Consider the following 23,999-nt stretch of genomic DNA (forward strand, 5'->3'; position numbering starts at 1 on the left):
GACATCGGTAGCTCGGGGCGGAAGCCCCGGGACCGTTGGTGCCCCCTCACGATGTCGCCCCGGACGGGGCCGTCGTGGATGATGTGGCTCGGTATCGGCAGGAAATGGCTGGCACGATCTGCCGCTCCGTGACGATTGCGCGGACGTGTTGCCCAACCGAACGACGGGGCGGTGAAATGCCGGTGACCTTGCGGCCGGTGCTGCCTGTGTCCAAGCGGCCGAACCGCGAAGCGGTGACAGAGGAATGCAAACTGGATGTTGTTGCTTGGTTTGTTTTCTGCCGTCTGTCGTCGCTCCGCGACTGGTTGATTGGGTGCGGCGTCTCGGGACCTTGGGTTGAAACCCAAGGCTGGTCGGCTGCCGTCACTCTGTGACTTTTGCGCGGACGTGTTGCCCAACCGAACGATAGGGCGGTGATATGCCGGTGACCTTGCGGCCGGTGCTATCTGTGTCCATGCGGCCGAACCGCGGAGCGGTGAAATCTGTCAGCCTTGGGTTTCAACCCAAGGTCTGGACGACGGAAAAGACAAAGCAACAGCCGCGGAGCGGCGGCATCTGTCTTCACGTGAATCGCCATACCGGTCCGGCGCTACACCCAGAGGTCGGCGTCAAGGTTTCGGTAGCCGATGGCTTCGGCGAGGTGTTCTTCGCTGATCGCGGGTTCGCCAGCCAAGTCGGCGATCGTTCTGGCAACTCGCAAGATTTTGTCGTGGGCTCGGGCGGACAGACCCAGTGATTCCACGCCGGCTTTGAGCAACGTTTTGCTGGCGGCGCTCAGCTCACAATGCTGCCGTGTTTGCCGGCTGCTCATTTGGGCGTTGTATCGAATCGGGCTGCCTTCGAATCGTTCAGCTTGCACATCCCGAGCACGCATGACGGATTCACGCATCATCGCGCTGGTCTCGCTCGACGCATCGCGAGCCGTCAATTCCTCAAAGGGAACCGCCGGAACCTCGATGTGAATGTCGACCCGATCGAGCAGCGGACCCGAAATCTTCCCCATGTACCGTTCAATTTGGGGCGGTGTGCAATTGCAGCTTCGTCGAGGATCCGAGCGATACCCACACGGGCACGGATTCGCGGCTGCGATGAGCATGAAGTCAGCGGGAAAGGTGGTCGACCGGAGGGCTCGTGAGATGGTCACGACACCGTCTTCGAGCGGTTGTCGCATGACTTCGAGGGTCTTGCGATTGAACTCCGGCAGCTCGTCCAAGAACAGGATCCCGTTGTGGGCCTTGCTGATTTCACCCGGTGCCGGTGGGCTGCCTCCGCCGACCAAACCGGCGTCGCTGATCGTGTGGTGAGGGCTGCGGAAGGGACGGCGAGCCAGCAAGGGTTGTTTGGAAGGCAATTGCCCCACGGCGCTGTAAATGCGAGTGGTTTCGATCGATTCGGCGGGCACCAGCGGAGGCAGGATGGTTGGCATGCGTTTGGCCAACATGGTTTTCCCGCTTCCCGGAGGACCGATCATCAGTAAATTATGGCGGCCGGCCGCGGCGATCGTCATCGCTCGCTTGGCAGACTCTTGGCCTCGGACGTCGGCGAAGTCGACTTCGTATTCGCTGAAGGCTTCAAAGATTTCTTCGACGCCGCTGGGCACAGGCGGCACATCGATCTCGCCGGCAAAGAACGCAACGCACTGGGACAGACTGTCGACGGCGATGACTTCGAGGTCTTCGACCACCGCGGCTTCGGCAGCCGATTCGGTGGGCACGACCAAACCCTTCAGTGATTTGTCCTTGGCGGCCTCGATCGCGATCGACAGGGCGCCTTTGACCGGGCGGGTGATGCCTTCGAGGGCCAGTTCCCCGACCACGGCGTAGTCTTCCAAGCGATCGAGCACCAATTGACCGCTGCCCGCCAGGACACCTAGGGCAACCGGCAGATCGAACGAGGGTGCTTGTTTGGGCAGGTCACCGGGAGCCAGGTTGATGACCACGCGATCTTGCGGGCGGATGAAACCACTGTTGACGATCGCTCGTTCGACGCGGTGCGTGGATTCTTTGACGGCTGCTTCCGGCAAACCCACCAAGATCGTCTTGGGCATCGCGGCTGGAGAGATGTCGACTTCGACATCAACAGGCATCGCTTCGATGCCGAGCAGCGTGAATGTTTTGAGCCGTGCCAGCATCGATTGTGTGCCCTTGCGGAAACCATGATCCAGGTACCGATGATGACGGCGGCGCCCGCACAAAGCAACCAGGGACGCGATTCTCGCCGTGTTTCAATGCTTGGAGGCGACGCAGCCGTCTTAGCGTTGGTTGGCGGCGTCTGCTGCTTCACGGGCCGCGGTGATGGCTGGCAGCAGCAAACCGACCAGCAATCCAAAGGTCAACAAACCGAACACGATTCCAAGGATGAGTTTGAGCTTGGCGGACTGAAAACGTTTGGGAAGACTTCCCGTGGGAGCATTCGGTTCGGTGAGGAATGGGTGTTGTTGGGCAAGGGAACGCCACTGGAAAAGACGGAACAAATACCAGGGGAAGATGATGACCAAACCGATGCCACTGCAGAAAAAGCACAGCACAATCGCCAGCCAAAATTGCCGGGCGTCCTTGATGATCGCTTCCACCTTTTTGACAACGTCAGGTGGGAGGCCTCCCGTTCCAGGGCTGAACGAGGTTTCGGACACGTTGCCGGCAGCGTAAGGATTTTCTGACATCGATGAGAGAATCGTTTGAGAGCGAGAGCGGATGGAATGAAAATGTCGAGCGCAATGCGGGCGGAGGCAGGCTCATGGGAATTCGCTCAATGGGACCAACAAAAAGTAGGAGTGTAAAAAGCAGTCTCGAGCACCCCGTTCATTTTCGGCGATCAACAAGGCCTTCATCTCAACCGGGATTGTACGCGTTCGCTTGCCCGTCACTTGCAAGTAAGTCTGTTGTTGTGCTTGGATCCAGTCTCGAAATTCAGCCTCCGTGGGATCCAGCTGTTCTGGGACATTCCCCTTCTTGAGATACGCCAATTCACCCATTTCATGCTTGACCGAATCAAGGAATTCTTTGGCACTGATTTCAAACGCACCATCGTCCGATTCAAGTGACTTCCAAGCATCGCGGCTTTCAATCGCCCCCGTCAAATGCAAGTGGTACCGCGTCGCTCCAACGGCTTGGAAAGAGATTGTTTCCTTGCTGCTGACGTTCAACGTGATTTTGCGTTGTGTCGGTTGGATCTGCAGGTCAGGAGTGGGCAGTGAGTCTTCGATGAGACGGCGATCGAGATAAAACAGTCGGTTGCCCGAAGCCACGTAGATCTTCGAGGACGTCAGGGCCATCGATCGCGTGACCGGCTGCCTGAGTTGGTGGACGTACACAGAGCGGGGCCCATCCAAGTCGATCCGCGTCGTGGGATTGGACGAGTCATGCGGGAAGAACTCAAGCAAACGCCCAGCCCGATAGACACCCCTGGAAGTGGCATGGAGTGGTTGGTCCGCTGGCCAGTCCTTGAGACTTTCGGGGCGAAGAAGGACGGAATGTTGGGAGCTGTTTTCGCCGACCAAGAGAGACTCGCCCGCGATCCTCGTTCTTCCCGCCAATTGATTGAGCGGCGTCCAGGTTGTCTTGGGGGTTTCCACCAAGGCGGTTTTTCGTTTGGGGTCGCCCGACCACAATGTTCCGTCCCAAATGATCCCGTCCTCGAGCGTGTTGGCAAGGCAGGCGAGTGGATCGCAAAGTGCTGGTTCGATCTCGGTCAGGTCGGAGGCTTTGAGCCGAACCAAAAATCGAAGCGCGAGGCGCTGATTGGCGTCGTCTCGAGTCATGAGGGGCTGCCCGGCTGCCAAGAACTTTCCACCGACAACCTGCAGCGAATCAATCTCGTTGGCGAACTGCACCTCGGCGGTCGCGTTGGTTTCACCGATTTCGAATCTTTGGATTCGCGTTGTCTTCTGACCTGCTTCCTCGGATGCGGTTGCGACAAACAAACTGGTCGCGTTGAACGTGGCTCGTTGGACAGGTTGCGAAAAACCCAGTTCGAACGGGGCCGCATCGTCGCCCTGCCACAGCGAGACTCGCCATCTGCTTTCACCGGGGGTGCGTCCCCACATGACAAGACGCTCACTGTCCGGTCTCGCATGCAACTGAATCGCCTCCATCTGATCGATGGTCTTCGTTGGCAGGCTGGTGTGGACGATTGTGTGAACTGTTTCCAGACCCGCAGAGGTGTTGGCTGACCACTTCATGCGTTTGAATCCGGTGTCTGCAATCGCTGGCGTGAAGGTTGTGTCGGCAGCGACGCGGTGGACTTGATCCAGGACAGAAGCACCCTCGAGTTCCACACTTTCCAATTCACCTTCGTACTGAATTGGGAGGGACATAGGCACTCCGACTTGTGCTTCGATCAGCTCGGGGGCTCGTTTGAGTTCTGGACGAGGCACCTTGTTCAAGTCAAAGATCAAAAGATCTCGTTGAGAGACAATCAGGACGCGTTGGTCGTCTGTGTCGGCAAAGACATAGCACGTTCGGCGTTGGGGAAGATCCGGGTCGGGCTGGAGGGGGTGGACGGGGCGTTCGGGGGCATCGGACGCAGGCAAGGCGGCAGGTTCGGTTGGCGTTGCGATCAGCTCGGGCGGGGGCACATATTGGTTTCGCTGGCCACCGTAGTTCGAGCGGCGATCCTCCTGGATGGATCTCATGGTGGACTCCGCCCGGAAGGGGCGTGCTGCTTCCATCTTTTCGGAGATCAACCTATGCCCTTCGATGGATTGCAAGCCCACGCTCATCTCGTCCACGAACACGGCAACGTTCTCACCGCACCACCAAACATTTTCCAGATGCGAGGGAGCCTGTTTCGCCTCCATCAACGGGGTCGGGAAGGTCTCCAACAGGGCGGGCGATTCCCAAAAGGATTTTGACAACGGGTCCCCATTGACCGCCGCGGTCAGTGAAAGCTGTCGCTGAAGATTGGAGGCTGACGCGGCATCCTCTGGGAACTTCGCGGTGGTGGCCGATTGGCGAGTCTCAGTGCCGTGGTGATACCGCCAGCGAGGAAAGTTCTGCAGGAACGCGAGCCGAGTTGTTGAAAGTCCCGCATCCGGAGCTGGAACCGTTTCAACTTCCTCGGTTTCCAGGTGAACGCGGTAATGGCTGAGGTATTTTCGAACGTGGAGCAGATTGGGATCATCCGGTACGAACGCCAGTTCTTTCCATCGTGGCGAGTTTCGTTCAGCTTGCTCGGTGAGGGGTTCCCAAGCAATCGACAGTTGCTTGGATCTACGCAGATCGGAATCGGATTCGAAGACCGCATCGTCCCGCCAAAACACAACCTTGGCCGGATCCGCGGCATTGACCGCGACGCGTCGAGCCTGCCCCCAGTCCAGTTGCGCGAAACTGGGGCCGACGTCTCCTTGGAGGATGGATTCCATCTCGAAGGCCAGGATCCCGGTGGGATGGCCTGTCACATAGAGTTGATTGGATGACTCGTGATAGCTCGCGTCGGTGACTTCGAAATCGAATTGAAAGCGTGTGGCCGCAGGATGAGACGAGAGGGCCGGCGTCAGTCGGGACTCGAAGAGCGTCGCTCGTTCCAAGTGGGTGCGGACGAATTTGGCCTCCTCGGGGAAGGACCCCATGGGTATTTCAATTGGCCGGTTCGTGATCTTGGCCTTCATTCGCAGCCATGGGATCGCATTCGAGACCCCACTCAAGACATTGAAATGATCAGCGTTTTTTTGGGTCCGAAGGGTCACCTCGGTTCCCTGCTTCTCGAGTTGAGAGACAAATTGTTGGCTGGATGCGAGTGGAATCACATCATCCTCGGTGCCATGAAGGATCAGGGTTGGGACATTGATCTTGGCAACGTGAGCGGATGGCAAAAACTGCCGGATTGCCTGAGGGAAACGGCTTGGCATGCCAGCCAGTTCCGTCGTCAGCGATTGCAGATCGGCCGCGCTGATCGTCGTCGCGGGAGCAAACGTGACGCAACCTTTGATTCGCGAGTCGAATGCCGTGAGCATCAGAGCGTTTCGGCCGGCGGAACTGTGCCCGACTGCAAAGAGTTGGTCGGCGTCGATTCCCGGTATCTTCTGCAGGGCGTACTCGATTGCATTCAGTCCATTGACCAAGCCAGCATGAGAGGATTCATGGAGCAAGAACGCATCGCGCAGCTCGCCAATCGTCTCGGCATTCTCCTTCAGTTCGCCATCCGTTTCATAAGCGACAACTGCGAAGCCAGCGTAGACGTAAGGAATTGCTTCCGGCAAATCGCCCGGCGACAATTTCTTTCCCGTGAAATTGGTCGCACCCGCCGCCGCAAGGAAGATGCAAGGGATCTTCTCGCTGGGCAATTTGTCCGGCAAGTAGATCATCAGCCGATCGTTGTTGCCCGGCTCCGAATCAGGAATCCCCAAGTCGACCTCATAGGCCAGTGCACCGGGATAGGATTGGGAGTCGCCCAGCTCAGGCAATGATTGACCAAGCGATGCCACGGGGGCGAGTTCTTGGACGCCTCTTTGGTTTGCGATCGAGGTGATCCCACCGCGACCACACCCCGTCACAAGAATCGGCAAGGTGCAGCAGAGTGCCGCGCAAAGTAGCGAACGGAAACAGATGCGAATGCTTGTTGGTGGGCTCTCGCGTAAAATCTCAATGTTCTGACTCGCCATCACTGAATCCTGTCAGGAGAACACTGCGTTCGTGTGCAGCGTGAGTTGTTCGGGCGAGACTCGCCGCGACAAAACCCGGGCCCGTGAGTATAGCCGGACGGTGACCTGAGTGGCGTTCACGCCGGATTCAATTGGACGTTCCTGTTGGTCGCCAACCGCGACGGAATGCTTCGAACGCGTCGCGAACGGCGGCGGGAGCTTGCCGACGGTTGCCGCTGTCTTGCAGTCCACGCAAGCCATCTTGTTGGCCAGAGGCGGATTGCGAACGCATGGATTGCGGGGCACGCATGCCCAAACTTCGCAGGGCTTCTTCCACGTCGGATCGGTCCAAGTTGGGATCCGTGCCCGGTTGGTCAATCGGTTTGACGTTTTGCCAACGCTCACGGAAACGTTGCAAGTCTTCCGGCGTCCACTTCAAACGGTCGAGCAAGTTCGGGTCCGGGTCTTGCCGAGTTTCGTCGAGGTAATCGAGCGCCATGTCGGTCGCGCGTTTGGTGTACTCCAGATCGGCCGGGTCAGCGGGAGGCAACTCGGTGTTGGATTCACCGTCGCCGTGGAGGTTTCCGCTGGCCGTGGAATTCCCATTGAAGTTGGAGGAATCGCCAGCTTGCGATCCCGCCGTTTCAGACCCGGCTGTTTCGGACCCGCCGGGGGACGCTTCGGAGTTGCCAGGGTTGGATGAGTCTTGGTCACCGCCTGATTCGTTGGGGGCACCTTGTTCATTCGGGGCGCCTTGTTCATTCGAGGCACCTTGTTCCGAGCCATCGCCAGATTTCGAGTCATCGCCAGCGGAGGAGTCTTGGTTGCCAGGATCTGGGGAGGCCGATTCGGAGGAGCCAGTCTCGGATGGTTCACCCGAGGCGTCGCCATCGTCGGAGGAGGGTGAACCGTCTTGAGGTTGCCCGGGATCGCCTGCTTGCTCTCCAGGCTGTCCCGTTTGCGAGTCGGACGATTCTGAACCTGGGTCTCCCGACTCGGTCCCAGGTTCTCCCGATTCGGTCCCTGGCGCTTCTTCTCCTGCCGCATCATCGCCTGACGGCGAGCCTTCTGACGAAGGGTCCTGCGACGGAGAACCTTCCCCGGCCTGGTCGTTTTCGGATTTGTTGTCACCGGAAGCATTGTCGCCGGACGGATCGCCACTGGATTGGTCGGAACCGTTCTGCTTCGACCCCGGTTCGTTGGACCCATTCGCGTTGGAGTCGTTGGATTGTGACTCGGAGTCGGGGCCCTCTTGGTTTTCGCCTGGCTGTTGTTCACCGGGGGATTGCTGACCAGCGTTTCCAGCTTGTTGCTGGTTCTCTTGTTGTTCTTTCAGGTACTCGTTGATGCGTTCGAAAGCTTCCGCGTCATCTTGCGGCGCGGATTGAGGCGAGCGGGAACCACCGGGCTCCTGCGAGCCTTCTGCGGTTCCAGCCGCGTCACTGGATCCGTCTTGGTCGCGACCTGATTCAGACGATCCCGATGAGTCTTGCTGACCAGCGTCACCGTTTGGCTGGCCGTTGCCTTCCTGGTTTGGGGGTTGCTGACCGGGGGCTTGGTTGCCTGGCGGTGAACCTTCGGCTGGTTGTTGGGCGTCGCCGGACTCACCGGCACCTGGTTCGTCTCCGCTCGATTGGTTCGGGTCTTCCGACATCGCATTGGGATCGCTCGAACCTTCGCCTGCGTTGCCAGTCGATGCGTCACCGGGTTCGGAACCGTCGCTGCTGCCCGGGTTGGCGTTGTTGTTCCCGCTGTTGGAATCGGATTCTGACGGATCGTTGGGGTCGGAGTCGCCGTCCGAAGATTCGCCATCCGCAGAGTTGCTGCCTGAGGAGTTACCGTCGGACTCGCCGCTGTTTTCGTTTTCGCCGGTTGGTTCCGAGTCGGATTCGCCGGAACCGCTTTGGCCTTCACCGCCCTGGCCACCTTGTTCGGATGGTCCACTCTCGCCGCTTCCACCGCCGCCTCCCGATTGACCTTCTTCGCCCGGTCCGGAGCCATCGGGCGAGCCGCCATCGTCAGGGGTTTGCCCGTCGTTGTCGTCTTGTTCTTCCGGGGTCTGGGGTTCGGGGGTACGTCCAGCGACAATTTGCAGACGTACCGGTTCGGTGCGTGTGACGCCAGGCTGGATGCTGGGGTTGTTTGCATCGCGTCGATTGTCGGTGGCAATCGCAACGACTTCCACTTCGTCACCGACCATCAAACGTGACGAGCGTGCTCCACGGCGGCCAACGCTGGCCAGGATCATTCGCGAGGGGCGGAAGCGATACTCAGCGATTTGGTTGCCCTTCGCACCGGCCTCGTTCTTCCACAGCGAAGCACGAGCGATCACATCGATGCCGCGCCGGATTTCGATTTCGATTTCAGACAACCCAAAGTCCACATCCGCTGCGTGGATCTCGAACAGTTGTTGAGCGTCCAGCGGAACGGGTTTGGGCGATTGGCGGGGCACCACGATGGTGATCTCCGGTGGCAGATCACGAATCACTTCGATCGGATAGATGATCGGGTCGGAGTTGGATTGTTCGGCTTGGTCCCAAACGCGAATGCGGTAGCTGGTCAGTTCCACGGCACGGGTGGCCACTTCGCCACTGCGCAGATCAAAAGGCAACTCCAGCGACGAGCCATCATCGCTCAGTGTCATCTCGCGAACGCCCGCGGTGGCCCGGGTCTCTTGGCCCATGGGTTTGGGATTGAACTCGACCACGGCGCGAGCGACCGGGCGATTGACTCGGGCTCGCAAGATCACACGCGTTCCATCGACGCCTCGAATCGAACCGCTGCGACGAATGCGGGTGGTTTCTCCGGTGTACGCCGGTGGTTGGTATTGGACCTCGGTGACGCTGACGACGGGCGTGTCACGAATGGTCCACTCAAACGGTCCGGCCACCGCATCCCCAGCCACAATCTCATAGCGCTGGACCCCGGTGGCTTGATGCGAAACGCGGATCGATGCGGTGTGAGCGACGGTCGATCGGGTGGCCGTTGCTTCGTCGACTTGCATCTTGGTGGCGCGGCCTTCAGAGGCTTCGTCGCCAGACGTGCTGTTGGATTCGTCCGGGTTCAACCAGCGGAACTCGACCGTTTCATTGTCACGCAGGCCACGAACGTTGGCAGCAACCTCCACCGTTCGTCCGGCCAGGATCTCTGCGTCGCCTGGTTGAACGTCTGTGATTTGGACCCGGTTGGCTGGCCGGATGTCGGCTGCGGGAGCCATCAGTCGCGCGGCCGATTGCAACGCGTTCTTGGGGGAGGCGATCGCATAGATCACCAACACGGACAGCAACGCGATTGTTGCGATCCACCAACGCAGCAGCCCGGTGGCTTCCTCGGGCAAGGCATCGATCGAGCGTAGCTTCGCGGCGGTGGTCGCGCCGATGGACTGGACGACGCGCTTGGAAAGCTGGCCTTTGGAGGCTGAGCCGCCCGCGGAATCTTGGGCCGTCAGGGTGATGTAGCTGGAAAGAGCGTGCCCCAGTTCGGGATGGTCTCGTTCGAGAGCCCGGGCGGCGTAGTCGGCTCGAACCGACGATCGCAGCACGGGCCAGACTGAACGCACGGCGTGGACGACGGCGGCGACGATCGCGATCGCAGCGATCACCAACCGGCCGATCGTTCCGGGCGACCAAATCCATTGGTCCATCACGATCCAGGCCAGCATCGCGGCCATGCCCACCAAAACACCGCGAAGGATTTGACGTGTCAGTTCGGCTCGCCAGAGCGCGGACCGAGCCGCATCGATTCGCGACTGAATCAAGGCATCGTACGCCGGTTTCGCTGCCCCCGAAGCCGCCCGAGATGGAGGGTCGGGCGAGGGCGTTCGCGAATCAGAGGTGCGGGGGGACGAAACGACGGACACGCGGTCTATCCAAAAAGGAATCAATCAAACGTCGCAAGCTGCCGATGGCGACGAGAACGCAGGCACTCGAAACACTCTCATTCTATTTGATCGGCGATCCGAGCATCTTGGAACCATCGATCTCCCTCGACAAAACATTTGCTCGGTTGAAAGGTGTATGTTATTTGCGGCGAAGAAAGTTCGGCTTCTCAGCCTTGATTGGGTGAGTCCAAACGCTCCATTCGGGGTGGCTTTGTTCGTTTGCAACGATTTCGCGGGCATCTGCCTGAATACACCGGGCTGTTTTGTTCGAGATTTGTTTTCGGTGAACGATCATTGTGAACATATTGGGGATGTATCAAAGAAGCGGATCGACCGGGCAGTGCGCTGTTCCAAGATCTTCGATTTGTTGTCGATCACTTTCAGTCGACTTTCCGATCCTGCCGCCTTGGGGCAAGATACAGACGGCGATTCGTGAGATTGACACCGTTTTCAGTCTGGCGCGGCACGGATTTCAACCTCAACCTTTTCCACCTATTCCAAATCGGCCATGAGATACGCTTTTCGGCTCGCAGAACTGCTTGGGCACACACCTGATCGGCGGAAACGCCCCGGTACGATCAAAGCGATCGTCGAGCACACCGGATTGGATCGACACCAGGTGGCTTCGCTGCTGAAGAACGAAGCCAAGTACATCCCGCTGGATGCCCTGTCGCGGTTGTGCGATTACCTGATCGATCAAGGGCACGCGACCGCGGATCAGTTGCCCGGCGCCCTGTTCGCCGTCAACGCAGAAAACTTCTGGGAGCAATTGGCTCGCCGCAGTGACATCGAAATTGTGGTCGGTGTTCGCCAAGGCGAAGGCAGCGTCTCCCCTGAGAACGCGATGGTGGTTGCCAGTGACTCGGTGCTGGTCGGCGAGCTGCTCAACGGAATCTCGACCTTGGGCGGTGTGGCCAAACACATCGGCGAAGGGACCGAGACGAACGCCACGACTTCGGTGCCCATGCCCGACCGGATCCAACAATCGTTGGTTTGGAGCCCCGGCCAAGTCACCTTGGAAGACGCTCGTTCGCGTGCGACGGAGGTTTTCGAAGGCTTCACCGAAGCTCAAGGTGACCGCGGGATGGTTTGCATTGGCAGCGTGAAGAGCAACCCGGTCGTTGAATTGCTGTTCTCCGACGCGTTCGGATGCACACCGTTCGTGACCGAAGACGACGTGGACGACGTTTCGGCACGCAGTTGCCCATTCTTCCTTCGCTATCGTGACAACGACCCGAAACCGGGTGCCGCTTCGGCTGGCATGCGGTTGAGCAAGAACATGGACGCCCCTGAACCGGGCTTCTACTACGAAAAAGACGATGGCACGTGGGAGTACGCGGGCGGACAGGGCAAAGACACCGCCCTGGTGTTCTACCTGTTCCACGAAGCTCTCGGCCGTTTGGACATGGTGCTCAGCGGTTTCTCCGGCCGAGCGACTCGCTTGCTGGCCAAGACCCTGGCGATCCGCGGCGAAGAATTTTGGCCACCCGTCTACCACGAAGCAGGCGTCCAAGTCGGTGCCTTCTTGGTTCAGTACGACGATGCGGAATCCAAACCCAGCCGCGACGATCTGCTCTACAACACCGGCGGGGCTGCCAAAATCATGCCTCTGTCCCGCGAAGCGATCGCACGCCGAATGGCTCGCCGCTAGGGCGAACAGAACCCGTACGATGGACTTCCGAGTCCGTCGTGCTGGCGTCTTCGACGGGCTAGGAAGCCCGTCTTACGGATTTTGACGCCCGTCGAGGGGTGTTCTTCGTCCAAGGAAACGATCGGCCGCGAACCTGAAAGCGGGTGCGGGTGTCTCCGGGGCGACTCGGGCCTTTTTAGCTCACCAGCTTTTTCAACGTGCCGGATGCAGTGTTTCCCGTTGCGTTTGCGTCTGGAAAGACCAAACTAAACCCCCCGTTTCCCTCCCCACTTTGTTTCTCCGTCTCCTGACCACTCATGTTTGATTGCGTTGCACTCGTCGGTGCCACCGGTGCCGTCGGCCGAATCGTTCTGGACCAGCTCCACGCTCGCAAGTTCCCAATGCGGAAACTGCGATTGCTTGCCTCGGCTCGCAGCGCCGGCACCCAGGTTCGTTTCGGCGATGAAATGCTGACGGTGGAACTGATGGAACCGTCCGCCTTCGAAGGCGTCGACCTGGTCATCGCCAGCACCCCAGACGAAGTCTCAGCCGAGTTCACCCCTTGGGCGGTCAAAGCCGGCGCCATTGTGGTCGACGAAAGTGCCTATTGGCGGATGGACCCGACCGTTCCATTGATCGTTCCCGAAGTGAACCCCGAAGCGGTCGATGGTCACCAAGGTGTCATCGCCAGCCCGAACTGCAGTACGACTCAAATGGTCGTTGCACTGGCGCCCCTGCACAAAGCCGTGGGCATCCGCCGGGTCATCGTCAGCACCTATCAGGCGACCAGCGGGGCTGGCTTGGCCGGCAACGTCGAACTGGAATCCAGCACACGCGCCAGCCTCGACGGGCAAGCCCATTCACCGGAAACGTTCCAGCATCCGATCGGGTTCAACCTGATCCCTCAGATCGGATCGGAAAAGCATCTCGGCTACACCAGTGAAGAGATGAAGATGGTGCACGAGACCCAAAAGATTCTCGGTGACGATTCCATTCAGGTCTGCCCAACCGCTGTTCGTGTTCCGGTTGCGATCGGGCACAGTGAATCGATCTTGGTCGAAACCCGTGAGCCGATCACCGCCGAAAAGGCTCGCGAGCTGTGGGAAGCCGCCGACGGAATCACCGTGGTCGATGACCTGAATGCCAAGTCCTATCCCATGCCGCGTGATTGCGACGGCAAGGACGATGTCTTCATCGGCCGAATCCGCCAGGACATCAGTTCCGACAACGGAATCGCGTTTTGGTGTGTCAGCGACAACCTTCGCAAAGGTGCCGCGACCAACGCCGTTCAAATTGCTGAACTGCTGGCCAAGAAACATCAGCCCGCCGCTCGATGATGAACTGAGTCGCTGTGTCAAACCCTTCAGAATGCCGGATGCGATCATGAAACAAGTCGTCACCGTCGTTTCACCGCACCTGGCCGAGAACGTTCTCGCCGCCCTGCGTCGGGCTCCGCTGGAAGGGTTGAGCGTGATGGAGGTCAAAGGCTACGGCCGTCAAAAAAGCTACCTCGATCAGTACCAAGACACCGAGTACTCCGAGGCCTTTGTGCCCAAGGTCGAGATCACGCTCTGGGTCGATGACCTGCGTCTGGAAGAGGTCCTCGACAAGATCGTCGCGGTCACTCGCACCGGCCGCATCGGCGACGGCAAGATCCTGGTGATGCCGGTTGCGTCGTTCATTTGATCGAAGCGACTAGCGATTAAGCAGGTCGGCTGGAATGATCGGGCACAACCCATGTGAGCCGTTTGGGCGTTCGCCCCGGTTGCGCGTGAAAACCGTGGCTAACGCCAACGGCTCACATACCCGATGACACCTGCGTACCTGTTTGGCAACTAGCGACTAGCGGTCTGTCACAGCTAAAAGTGAGGGTTGATCGTAGTGGACGAGGCCACGAGTCCTTGGATTCGACGCCAGTTCAGGACTCGTGGCCTCGTCCACTACCCTAATAACAAGTCCTGACAGACTACTAGCAACTAACGTTGCGCTGCGTTGCACCGGCCGAATTCTGGTGAATCCGGCTGCCGTCAGCACTCTCGCAGGCTCAGGCATCGTTCTTTCGCGACCACGATGTGGTCCAACACCGTGATGCCGATCAGCTTGCCGGCCTCGGTCAATCGCTCTGTCACCGCGTGATCTTCGCGGCTGGGCGTTGGGTCACCCGACGGATGGTTGTGGACCAGCAACACGGCCGCGGCCGCGTCTCGGATCGCCGGCCGGAACACTTCGCGGGGATGCACCAGAGAACTGTCCAGCGTGCCAACGGTGATGCGATGCGTACGAATCGGTTTGTGTTTGGTATCGAGCGTCACGATGTGGAACTCTTCCTGCACCGCATCGCCAGCCAGGTAAGCGAACTTCTGCGCGCAGTACTCGGTCGCTTCGGTGGTGCTGGTGATCTTGACGATTTGCACCGGACGTTCGCGAGCCGCTTCGGTTGCCCGGCGGCCCAGTTCAATCCCGGCCATGATCTGGCAGTAGCTGGCTTTCGTCACTGCTTTGGTGATGTGCCGCAATTCCGAAACGCTTTGTTCGCGAATCGCGTCGAGTTCCTCGTCAAAGTGATTGGCCAGCTTCGTGCCTCCTGTCGTGGCCGATTCACCCACCACACCCACGCGAATCAGAATCGCCAGCAGGTCTGCGTTGGAAAGCGATGCGGCGCCCTCTCGGAGCAAACGTTCTCGTGGTCGTTCTTCTTCCGGTCGCTCTTTGACTTGATCGCCGTGGATCTGATCTTGGATCCAGCGGTCGATCAATTGGATCGGGTCCGTGGAGGCCCAGGTGTAGTGAAGTTCATCGTCGGAATGAACGCGTTCCAGCACACCGGCTCGGACCACTGCATTGATGGTTCGGGTGACAAAGGCGGCCTGGGTTTCCTCCACCAAATCCGGCAATTCGCTCTGGCGAAACTGGGGGTGGTAGGCCAGCGGGTACAGCACGGATTGCAAACGTTGACGTCTGGTTTCGCTCATGGGGCAGCCCTTCGTCCGCGATCATCTAGAAATTCCAACACAGCGAAGATACCCTAAATTCACTCGACGCCTTTTGTTGGGCATCCATTTGACCCGCCCGCGACCTCGGTTTTTATCGCAACATGCCATCCATCTTTTCGAAAATCATCGCCAAAGAGATCCCGGCGGACATCGTCTACGAAGACGACTTGTGCCTGGCGTTTCGTGACATCGCCCCGAAAGCCCCGACGCACATCTTGGTCATCCCCAAGCGCGAGATCGTGTCGCTGGCGGATTTGACGGACGAGGACCAAGAGGTGATGGGCCGCTGCGTGGTGGTCGCATCCAAGGTCGCTGCGGACGAAGGATTGGGCGACGGATATCGCTTGGTCGTCAACACGGGAGCCGATGGCGGGCAAGAAGTCCCGCACGTCCACTTTCACCTGCTCGGCGGCCGCAAAATGACCTGGCCACCAGGCTGAGCCCCGCCCCCGCCCCCGTACGACCACACGCCAACGTAGCCGGATTCGCCAAGAATTCGGATCACACCCGCCGCGTCAGCAAGGCATCTCTGTCGCACGACCAGAGTAGAACATTTGTCTCAAATGTTGCGTCGAGCCCCGCCCCCGTCCGTGCCTCGTTGTTTCCCCTTCACCACGCGATCCCCGGCGCAGAAGGACTGACGCCTCCTTCATCCGTAGCCGGATTCGCCAAGAATTCGGACCCCACCCGCCGCGTCAGCAAGGCATCTCTGTCGCACGATCAGAGTAGAACATTTGTCTCAAATGTTGCGTCGAGCCCCGCCCCCGTCCGTGCCCCGTTGTTTCCCCTTCACCACGCGACCCCCGGCGCAGAAGACTGACGCCTCCTTTATCCGTAACTGGATTCGCCAAGAATTCGGACCGCACCTGTCGCCGCTCCGCGGCTTGGAGGACGCGGGTTTGCAACCGAGACCTCGGGTTGAAAACCCGAGGCTGACAACTGTCACCGCTCCGCGGTTGTTGGCACCCACCGACGCGCACGACCAGTCGCGGAGCGACGACAGCCGAGAGCCTTGGGTTTTCAACCCAAGGTCATCCGCCTGCTGCACACAAGCCCTCAAGTCGCGGAGCGACGACAGTTGGTCGCCGCCGCCAAATGATCCCCGGGGACACTCCCCGTGCGATGGGCTCCCCAGCCGTCCACACCCGATGGAAATCCGCCGCAACCGCAGGCCCCCACTCACCAACTTGACCCTTTTTCGTGCTGCTTTCGAATTTTACCCCCGCTCCCCATTCAATTTGGGTGGAGTTTGCCGGCTGAGGTGCCGATGACGAAGCAAGGCGATTCATTCAAGTCGAATGGATCGTTCGTTTGTCCTCCCACCTGTTCGAGACACGGATCGTCCCGATGAAATCCTCCTGTGCTGTCGTGTTGACGCTGGTCTGTTTGCTGATGTCGACCGGATGTGTCGGTCCCATGTGGAACGCTTGCGGCCCCTGTGGTCCCGGAGTCGGTTGCGACAGCGGCGCCTGCGGTGACTCGTGTGGCGGCTGTGGCTCCTGCGACGGATGCGGCGAACTGTACATCGACCCGTGGATCAACGAACCCGCCGATTGCTACGACCCATGTGATTCGTGCGGCAACTACAACGGCCAATCCTGTGGCAAGTGCCGAGCGGTCTTCTCCGGCATCAAGAGCATCTGGGGATACAAATGCGACGACGGTTGCAGCACCGGATGCGACAGCTGTGCGGGCGGTCGACCCTTTTTCCCGCCTGCTGATCTGGGTGGATGCGATGGCTGTGGCGGATGCGACTCGTGCTCGGGTGGCTGCGATTCCTGTTCGGGCGGGTGCGATTCCTGTTCCGGCGGATCGTATGGTCACTCTTCCGATGGCGTGATCCTGCACGAAGGCGAAACGATCATCAGCGACAGCGGTCACGGGCAAACCTCGACCGTGGCAGCCCGCACCGCGCAAAACCGTCGCAGCTCACCGGCTCGCCAGATCTACCGCACGCGATCCGTCAACGGGCAGCAACCCACGTTGGCTTACTGAGCAGAAGGTTGAAGCAACGGCTCGACCTGGCAAACTCTCCAACCTCGATGGTTGACCTCCGCGATGACCTGAGCATCAGCCTGGTCGGGCACAAACACGCAGACGTCGTTGGCATCCAACGAGTCCAAGTCGACATCGCCGAGTGACCGCCATTCGTTTTCCGCGGTCCAGCCCTGGTCGCGACCTTCGGCTTGATAGCGATAGCGTTCTTCGGCGGGCAAGCCATCTCGAACGGCTGCCGGGCCGTAGACGACCGGTCGCACCCCCATGGCGGTCGCGGCCGATCGCCGAATCGCGATTCCAAACGGTTCGTAGTCCCACCGCGAGACGTGGGACCGAAACGTTCGCCGCCGCAGCAATTCTGGCAGCGGCACGGCGGACAGGCAAACCACACGGTGTTCACTCTTGGACGTCGTCGCTCCTGCAATCAAACGCCGCATCCGCACGATGCGTCGCAGCGAGTCCAGCGATTCTCGCGAGGCCGCCTCGTCGGACCCCAGCAGCATCTCGTCGTAGTACTGAGGCCACGACTGGCCCGGCCAAGGCCCATCGCACCGACGCGTGCAGTGAACCAACCATTCGTCTTGCTCGAGCACGGATGGCATCGGCGACACGGTGGGGGAACTTGGTTCGCGTCGCGGCAAGGGTTCATCGGAAGCAGTGGAGGACGTTCGAGGCAGGAACCTTCCCAGGGCCCCGGCTTCCAACACGCGTTCGGCTGCCTTGGGATCGTCCATGCCGACTCGGACACCAAACGGATCGACTTCCAAGCGACGCAGGACCGCCTGTTCGATCTTGCCTCCGCGACGTAGGTGCAACACATCGACGCGGTCCGCCACCGCGATGATCCACTCATCCCGATGTTGGGCGATCTTATGGAAGGCGATGTTGGGTGGCAGCGAGCCGAGTTGTTCGGGCGAGGCCAGTTGGGAGGCGTCCCAGCGAACCAGCGGCAGGTCGAACGTCTTGGCCGCTTGAGTGACCCAGGGTTCCGCCGCCGACTTCTGGATCGTCACCACGTGTTCGCGGTGCTCGCGAGCGTCCATCATGGAAGCTGCCAGTTGCCGGGCCATTTCGCGGTGTCGGACTGGGCTGTGCCCCAACCGGCTGCAGATGGGGGCCAAGACCGGGTGAGGCCCCCCGTGGAGGATTCGGCAGCAGGCGTCGAAGGTAGGTGGAGTCAGTTGCTGGGCCAGGCCAGGCAGCAGATGCAGCAGCCGTTGCCACCGCCGCTGGGCCCGTTTTTCCGCACCGGGGCCGTTGTCAGGGGCGGGGGAGCGGTCTGGGTTGGGTTGCGAATCAGAACGCATGGCCGAGCCGTGGAAAGCGGAACGGAGCCCTTGGGAGGGCGAGATCGGGAGCGAACGTCTGTCCACGTTAGCAGTTTTGCGGGTCCGGTTAGGCAGGCGGCGTCAAAACGAATCCCCCCGGAATGAAAATCCAGAGAAAACCCGCCTTGAATCGCCGCCGGGCACCAGCTAACATTCGCCCCACACGAGTCGGAAACGACTCGGAATCCCCTGTAGCTCAGTTGGTAGAGCAGGCGGCTGTTAACCGCCTTGTCGCAGGTTCGAGTCCTGCCGGGGGAGCTGAGAGATCAGTCTCCAAGCATTCTGACCCCGTACAACCCAGCGTTGTACGGGGTTTTTTTGTGTCGTCGCTCTCAGGTCCCAGTGATCCCGAGAGGCGTGGGCCGGACCAAGCGGAGCGCTGTTCCGGCAATCCAAAGCGGATCGGGTAAGATGGCTGGCACGATCCGTTTCCATCCGTTTCCCAGCAAGATGAGCTGGAGGAAGCTAAACGCCTTTCGATCGAACTGATGAAGCGGGGCAGCTACCAAGTCGCGTGCAGTGACGAGGGCTTGATGAGTTATGAAATTGAAGACTGCTTGAAACCAGTCATCAAGGCGGTCAAACGTGTCGGTGGTGAATCGGCAAAGCAATGGCTGTCAAAATGATCAGAGCTGATGAAGGAGGCTTCATTTGCGACGCGGAACTAGGAAAGTTGGCGGAGTCGAAATCGTGAAGATTACTTATCCAGCTTGGCTGACCAAGTGTGACCCGGCTGAGATCGGAGAGGCCTACGAGGAGGCTACCGATGATTGCTACGGAGACGAGCAGGCCTCGGGCTTAGTCGACATGGCCATTCAAGAAATCGTTGTACCATTCACCGCAATCGCCCTCGGGAAACGGGTCGAAGTTGTCAATGCTGCTCCTGCTACGAACGCTGCTTGGGGCGTCGATCTGATCGTCAAATCAGGCAAGAAACAGTTTCCAATTTCCGCCTCATCAGTCGAACTCTGTGAACCGTTTCCTGAAGGCCATCTCTATCTCGCTGCGTTGCTAGTTTGGCACTCCAAAATGTGACATGCATCGTAGACAAACGTGAAGTGACTCCGGGTCTCAATAGTCGCTGGCCGGTTTGCCGTTCGCGTAGAGGCGTACCAACCGACAAGGCAATTCCAAATCGCTGTTATCGTAAACCAAGACATGGGGCAAGCATGCAATGGCTCGCTGAAGGTTTGCTTTCGTTCGCTCGAATCGCGATTTTAACTTTTCATCGGGCACGTCATGCCCACCCTGGCTGGTGCGCATCGCTACGCGTCGGATCGATTCACCGACATCATGCACCTGAATAAAGATCAACGCCACGGTGTAGTCCGCTTCAGCGTACCTGGCGAGAGTGTCTACTTTGTCGCCGACGGGATCGGAGAGCACCGTTTCAAAGATAAAACTCTCGCGCTGACTCACGAGCGACGATCGTATTGCTGCTGCCACCTCAGCCGCTTCGTAAGCGCCGATCTCCAGTCCCTCAGCGATGACATCCGCGTTAATGAAACGAAGTCCACAGTCGGAAAGAAAGGATTCAAAGAAGGTTGATTTGCCCGCGCCATTCGAGCCGGCAATGGCGACAACGATGGGCCTTTGGTCAAGGAACGCAAACGGCAGACTCAATGTTCGTTCTCGACTTCCACAAACTGCCGTTCGACAAATCGACCAATCGTTTCCGTGCCGTCGGCTTCAACGCGTCGAAGTAGCTCCTGATTGCCGTGGACAGGCTTGTAATGTGGATAGGGACGCTTCTCCAGATAAGCGTCAACCTGCTTGCGACCTTTGGCGGTATCGACATCAGCAATCGCTTGGGAAAGGGAACGCTCGGAACCGGACCGCTGAAGCAACATCGAACGGTCGCCGCGCAGAAGTGGTTCGATGGATTTTCCCAATCCGGCCCAGAATTCAATCTGTCCGGCGATGCTTCGCTGCGAGAACGGCACAACCGTTCGTGCGTCGTCGACAAGTTCGTCCGATAGTTTCACTGGCTGTCCCATGAATCACCTCTACCTACATGGTAGCATTTTGCTACCGACCAGTCCAGCAATTCCGAAAACCAGAGCGAAGCGGACGCGAAACGTGTCTCTGCTTGTTCGTCAGGCGCCGTGATTTGCGGTGTTTTTGGCCGTTCGACGTGAACCACTCAGGCAACCGAGCCAACCCCGATTTGAGCTGAATTTAGAAAAGCGAAAACTCTCGCGAACCAATCAACGCCCGTCGGTCAAGCATGACCCGCGGGCGTTTCTCGTTTCCGCCCCCTCAGGTCCCAGTGATCCCGCGAGGCGTGGGCCGGAACAAGCGGAGCGCTGTTCCGGCAATCCAAAGCGGATCGTCGTGTGTTGCTGGAACGGCGTCGCGTTGTTCCTTGGTCCGGCCTACTTCAATCGCTGAATGCTGCCATCGGCTGTTCGCAAAACCGGTTGATGTGAAAGCTTGGTTGGCGTCACGGTGCGAAACGCAAATGAACTGAGGTTGTCATTCGATGCGATTGCAGAACTGCGAGACCGCAGGTTTGGATTGCCGATACGAGACGATTCTTACATCGAGACCGTGCGACTTCGTTTTCAAAAACGCTCTTTCGATCGCGCTGATGATCCAGGCGTCGTCATTGCCAAACACGCCTCCGCCGAGCAGCGTGAGGTAGACGACGTTGACGCCGGTGCGTGACGCGTTGATAGCGGCGGCCAGTAGTGTTGCTTCATAGGCGGCGTCGAGGATCAGCTTGGCGAAGTCCGTCCACAACTTGGCACGCTGGCCACCGTAGGCAACCGGCAGCGCGGAGCAATACGCTTGGCTGACGCGATGTTCAGCACCCGGAAGCGTCACGTCGGCTTGCCATTGCAGGCCGATTCGCAACTCGCCGCGAAGTTCGTCCAAGTCCGATTCGCTTGCCGATTGGAGACGATCCGTGATGCGGCGAAGGCCATCGTCGGACGGGAAAAGATAGCCGTTTTGCATTTGCCAAAGCTGGCCGTCTTGGTTGCCGAGTTTGCTTCCCAGATTGGCGGAGCAGTCGATTTGATGGTCGGCGGATTGGCCGATGCGGTCGCCGAACGGTGCAAAGTAGTTGCGATAGATCGTGCCGGCTCCGCACGCGATCGCGCACGCCGGGCCTTGCGTTGGGTCGTTCTCATAGATGCCGACGCCGCGTTCAGGAGTGACCGAAGGGCCGGTCATTTCCAACAGATTGAATTGTGACGCGACTTGGAACAGATCGCCCGCGTTGGCCGAGTCCGCGTGCAACTGGCGAACGTCGCCAACGTGTTCGCGAATCGTCGACGGATGCGTCCGAACGTCAAGTTGCGAAACGGTTTGGCGAAGTTCCGATAACTTCGGTGTTTCCAAACGTCCGAACGCAAATCGTTTTCCGTTGGGGCAAACGATTTGATCGCTTTCGATCGATAATTCTCGGCGAACCTGTTCAGGCGATTCTTCCTCGATTCCGGTAAGCTCTGTCAACCAAGTCATGACGTTTGTTGTTTTTCGAGACTGAATGGACCGCCGCGATGGCACGCAAATTGGATCAGATTCTCGTTGTTGATGTCGAGTCGACGTGTTGGGACGGTGAACCGCCCGAAGGCGAGGAGAGCGAGATCATCGAGATTGGTTTGTGCCTAGTCGATGTTGCCTCTCTGAAGCGAATCGGCAAGCACAGCATTTTGGTGAAGCCAGAGCGGTCGACGATCAGCGAGTTCTGCACTGAACTGACAACGCTGACGCCGGAGATGTTCGCGGATGCTGGTACTTTGGCAGACGCGATCAAGCGTCTTAAGAGAGAGTTCGCATCGAAAGATCGGTTATGGGCGAGTTGGGGCGATTACGACCGGCGACAAATTGAACGGGTGTGCCAGTCGGCCGGCGTTGGCTATCCGTTCGGGCTGACGCATCTGAACGTGAAGACCCTGTTCGCGGTTTCGCTTGGGTTGAATCACGAGGTCGGCTTGGACGGTGCCTACAACAAACTGGGGATGACGATGGAGGGGACGCATCACCGAGGTGATGACGATGCATGGAACATCGCGGATGTCTTATGCCGGCTTCTTTCCAAATCGCGAAAAATCGCGTTGTGAAGACGATCAACGTGCTGTTCGTGTGCAGCAAGAATCAATGGCGAAGTCCGACGGCCGAGGCGATCTATCGACGCGACGATCGGGTGTCCGTTCGATCGCGTGGCACGGCGAAGGCGGCGGTGCAGACGATTCGGGCGAGCGATATCGCTTGGGCGGACGTGATTTTGGTGATGGAAGACAAGCATCGACAACGGATCTTGGCCGCCTTTCCTGGCGAAGCCAAGTTCAAGCCGATGCATGTGCTGGACATTCCGGACGACTACCGGTTCATGGACGACGAGTTGGTGGAGTTGATCCGGTCGGCGGCGGAGCCGATCATTGCGGTTTCACTTCATGAATCAAAGCGTTTCCCGCCGAGGTAAGCAGGTCGGCAGGAGTCCTTTGGCATTTGGGCTGTTTCGGTGAGCGTCGTTGCTTCCACGTATAACCGGGGCTAACGCCCAAACGGCTCACATGGTGATGCCCGATCATGCTTGCCGTCCTGCTTAAACCGACTTCGGATCGAAGTCGGCTAGGTTTGGCGAATCGGTTTTCACGCCTTCCGCCGGAACCTCGACCTTGGCACTCCAGACGATTCCGTTGAGGATCAGTCGTCGCAGGTCTTCGTCACGCCAGTTTTTGTAGTAGTGCGGCATCACGACGCCGAATCCGCGGCCGGTGTCTTCTCTTTCGATGCACCACGCGACGGTTTCTCGTTTGGGCGCTTCGGGTGGCAACATCGATGTCGCCAGCACGGTTGCCTTCGGGGCAAGTTGGTTTCCCTCTGCACCGAAGTAGTTGTTGAAGTAGGGCTCGTCACGAAGGGTGAACTCGTTCCAGCCTCGCGTGACCGGGTGGTCGGTCTCCACAGGAGTGACGGTCGCTTGGGCGAAGACTCGTGCGAACGATTCGTGGTGGGGGCAGGAACGGTTGGCGAAGTAACCGCCCATCCATCGCAACAGCGGGTGGTCGCCATCCGGCGTGACATCCTCCCCCAGCAAGCCCGTCGCATAATGAATGCATGCGATGCCCACGCCTCGCTGCATCATTTCATCCAGGTCGGCAAGGTTCTGCTGCGGGTTGGGAAGGCGGTTGGGCGGGAACAGATCCCCGATGAAAACAACGGTTGATGCGGCATCGCGAAGCGACTTATCGGGCCAGCCTTCGACCACGTCCGCTTGAATCCCAGGCAGATTCTCCATTTGTTCGAGGGCGTGTTTCATCAGCCGACCCCCGGCTGCGACCTCGTGCGTGCCCGGCGGATGGCCGCTGGGGCCGACGATGATCAGCACTCGCGTGGAACTATCAGCCGTGTCATCGGACCATCCATGAGCTGGCGATACCGCAGCACCAGCGGCGACGAGTCCGGAAGTCGTCTGGATGAATTTTCTGCGGGACGAACCTCTCGATTCGTTTGCGGGCTGCAAGTTGGGTTGGTTCGTCATTTCGAAGGGTGCTCCAAGTGATGCGGTTGATCAAAGCGTGATCTCACAGGCTGAACTCGCTGGCTTTGACTGATTGCCCAGCTTACCAAGTGCAGC

The 23,999-nt window shown here is 59.1% G+C and carries 21 protein-coding genes and 1 tRNA gene; 12 read left to right on the forward strand and 10 right to left on the reverse strand.

What is annotated here, in order from left to right; genetic code table 11:
• Positions 1-38: 38 nt before the first annotated feature.
• Positions 39-374: a hypothetical protein gene (locus RISK_RS11965; RefSeq protein WP_150122569.1), complete on the forward strand. Its 336-nt coding sequence runs from the start codon at positions 39-41 to the stop codon at positions 372-374.
• A gap of 215 nt (positions 375-589) precedes the next feature.
• Here RISK_RS11965 and RISK_RS11970 read toward each other — a convergent pair whose 3' ends face one another.
• From RISK_RS11970 to RISK_RS11985, 4 genes are all read right to left on the reverse strand, one after another.
• On the reverse strand, positions 590-2,131 hold the full coding sequence (locus RISK_RS11970) for a YifB family Mg chelatase-like AAA ATPase (protein WP_047814549.1): 1,542 nt from the start codon (positions 2,129-2,131) through the stop codon (positions 590-592).
• 120 nt (positions 2,132-2,251) lie between these two features.
• Positions 2,252-2,662 carry a hypothetical protein gene (locus tag RISK_RS11975; protein WP_236696234.1) on the reverse strand — a complete coding sequence of 137 codons (411 nt, stop codon included), beginning with the start codon at positions 2,660-2,662 and terminating at the stop codon, positions 2,252-2,254.
• A gap of 72 nt (positions 2,663-2,734) precedes the next feature.
• Positions 2,735-6,601: an alpha/beta hydrolase family protein gene (locus RISK_RS11980; RefSeq protein WP_083434935.1), complete on the reverse strand. Its 3,867-nt coding sequence runs from the start codon at positions 6,599-6,601 to the stop codon at positions 2,735-2,737.
• A 127-nt stretch (positions 6,602-6,728) separates the two neighbouring features.
• Positions 6,729-10,337, reverse strand: a complete 3,609-nt coding sequence (locus RISK_RS11985) for a circumsporozoite protein- membrane associated protein (protein ID WP_047814587.1) — start codon at positions 10,335-10,337, stop codon at positions 6,729-6,731.
• A 259-nt stretch (positions 10,338-10,596) separates the two neighbouring features.
• On the opposite strand from RISK_RS11985, the gene RISK_RS32215 reads away from it, so the two are divergent.
• The 4 genes from RISK_RS32215 (at position 10,597) to RISK_RS12005 (ending at position 13,776) form a co-directional block, all read left to right on the forward strand.
• Positions 10,597-10,896, forward strand: a complete 300-nt coding sequence (locus RISK_RS32215) for a hypothetical protein (protein ID WP_047814552.1) — start codon at positions 10,597-10,599, stop codon at positions 10,894-10,896.
• A 72-nt stretch (positions 10,897-10,968) separates the two neighbouring features.
• Entirely contained in the window at positions 10,969-12,111 is a 1,143-nt protein-coding gene (locus RISK_RS11995; protein WP_047814553.1) for a helix-turn-helix domain-containing protein, read from the forward strand.
• Between the two features lie 296 nt (positions 12,112-12,407).
• On the forward strand, positions 12,408-13,427 hold the full coding sequence (locus RISK_RS12000) for an aspartate-semialdehyde dehydrogenase (protein ID WP_047814554.1): 1,020 nt from the start codon (positions 12,408-12,410) through the stop codon (positions 13,425-13,427).
• 31 nt (positions 13,428-13,458) lie between these two features.
• Positions 13,459-13,776 carry a P-II family nitrogen regulator gene (locus tag RISK_RS12005; protein WP_007327966.1) on the forward strand — a complete coding sequence of 106 codons (318 nt, stop codon included), beginning with the start codon at positions 13,459-13,461 and terminating at the stop codon, positions 13,774-13,776.
• 341 nt (positions 13,777-14,117) lie between these two features.
• On the opposite strand, the gene radC is transcribed toward RISK_RS12005, so the two are convergent.
• Entirely contained in the window at positions 14,118-15,062 is a 945-nt protein-coding gene (gene radC / locus RISK_RS12010) for a RadC family protein (RefSeq protein ID WP_047814555.1), read from the reverse strand.
• A 122-nt stretch (positions 15,063-15,184) separates the two neighbouring features.
• On the opposite strand from radC, the gene RISK_RS12015 reads away from it, so the two are divergent.
• Together RISK_RS12015 and RISK_RS12020 are read left to right on the forward strand one after the other, a co-directional pair.
• The gene (locus RISK_RS12015) at positions 15,185-15,523 is read left to right on the forward strand and encodes a histidine triad nucleotide-binding protein (protein ID WP_047814556.1); all 339 of its coding nucleotides are present in this window, start codon (positions 15,185-15,187) and stop codon (positions 15,521-15,523) included.
• 907 nt (positions 15,524-16,430) lie between these two features.
• Positions 16,431-17,078: a hypothetical protein gene (locus tag RISK_RS12020; protein ID WP_047814557.1), complete on the forward strand. Its 648-nt coding sequence runs from the start codon at positions 16,431-16,433 to the stop codon at positions 17,076-17,078.
• On the opposite strand, the gene RISK_RS12025 is transcribed toward RISK_RS12020, so the two are convergent.
• The gene (locus RISK_RS12025) at positions 17,072-18,454 is read right to left on the reverse strand and encodes a hypothetical protein (protein ID WP_047814558.1); all 1,383 of its coding nucleotides are present in this window, start codon (positions 18,452-18,454) and stop codon (positions 17,072-17,074) included. The two genes, RISK_RS12020 and RISK_RS12025, sit on opposite strands and share 7 nt — an antisense overlap.
• Positions 18,455-18,594: 140 nt before the next feature.
• Here RISK_RS12025 and RISK_RS12030 point away from each other — a divergent pair.
• From RISK_RS12030 to RISK_RS12035, 3 genes are all read left to right on the forward strand, one after another.
• Positions 18,595-18,667: transfer RNA gene (locus tag RISK_RS12030), tRNA-Asn, on the forward strand.
• A gap of 230 nt (positions 18,668-18,897) precedes the next feature.
• Positions 18,898-19,035 (forward strand): hypothetical protein, encoded by a 138-nt coding sequence (locus RISK_RS32220; RefSeq protein ID WP_160311438.1) that lies wholly within the window; start codon positions 18,898-18,900, stop codon positions 19,033-19,035.
• Positions 19,036-19,216: 181 nt separating this feature from the next.
• Entirely contained in the window at positions 19,217-19,444 is a 228-nt protein-coding gene (locus tag RISK_RS12035) for a hypothetical protein (RefSeq protein WP_047814559.1), read from the forward strand.
• Positions 19,445-19,480: 36 nt separating this feature from the next.
• Here RISK_RS12035 and RISK_RS12040 read toward each other — a convergent pair whose 3' ends face one another.
• The 3 genes from RISK_RS12040 to RISK_RS12055 all read right to left on the reverse strand — a co-directional run bounded on the left by RISK_RS12040 (position 19,481) and on the right by RISK_RS12055 (position 21,877).
• Positions 19,481-20,032: a zeta toxin family protein gene (locus tag RISK_RS12040; RefSeq protein WP_053061167.1), complete on the reverse strand. Its 552-nt coding sequence runs from the start codon at positions 20,030-20,032 to the stop codon at positions 19,481-19,483.
• A complete protein-coding gene (locus tag RISK_RS12045) occupies positions 20,029-20,406 on the reverse strand; it encodes a TA system antitoxin ParD family protein (protein WP_047814560.1) in 378 nt (125 codons plus the stop codon). The genes RISK_RS12040 and RISK_RS12045 overlap by 4 nt, the downstream gene beginning before the upstream one ends.
• A gap of 478 nt (positions 20,407-20,884) precedes the next feature.
• On the reverse strand, positions 20,885-21,877 hold the full coding sequence (locus RISK_RS12055; protein ID WP_047814562.1) for a hypothetical protein: 993 nt from the start codon (positions 21,875-21,877) through the stop codon (positions 20,885-20,887).
• A 38-nt stretch (positions 21,878-21,915) separates the two neighbouring features.
• Between RISK_RS12055 and RISK_RS12060 the strand changes: the two genes are divergently transcribed.
• Together RISK_RS12060 and RISK_RS12065 are read left to right on the forward strand one after the other, a co-directional pair.
• Positions 21,916-22,479 (forward strand): 3'-5' exonuclease, encoded by a 564-nt coding sequence (locus RISK_RS12060; protein WP_047814589.1) that lies wholly within the window; start codon positions 21,916-21,918, stop codon positions 22,477-22,479.
• Positions 22,476-22,841, forward strand: coding sequence for a low molecular weight protein tyrosine phosphatase family protein (locus RISK_RS12065; RefSeq protein ID WP_047814563.1), 366 nt, complete (start codon positions 22,476-22,478; stop codon positions 22,839-22,841). The genes RISK_RS12060 and RISK_RS12065 overlap by 4 nt, the downstream gene beginning before the upstream one ends.
• Positions 22,842-22,964: 123 nt before the next feature.
• Here the strand turns inward: RISK_RS12065 and RISK_RS12070 are convergent, their stop codons facing one another.
• On the reverse strand, positions 22,965-23,903 hold the full coding sequence (locus RISK_RS12070) for a ThuA domain-containing protein (protein ID WP_047814564.1): 939 nt from the start codon (positions 23,901-23,903) through the stop codon (positions 22,965-22,967).
• Between the last annotated feature and the right edge of the window lie 96 nt (positions 23,904-23,999).

It is taken from the genome of Rhodopirellula islandica (genome assembly GCF_001027925.1).
GTDB lineage: Bacteria > Planctomycetota > Planctomycetia > Pirellulales > Pirellulaceae > Rhodopirellula > Rhodopirellula islandica.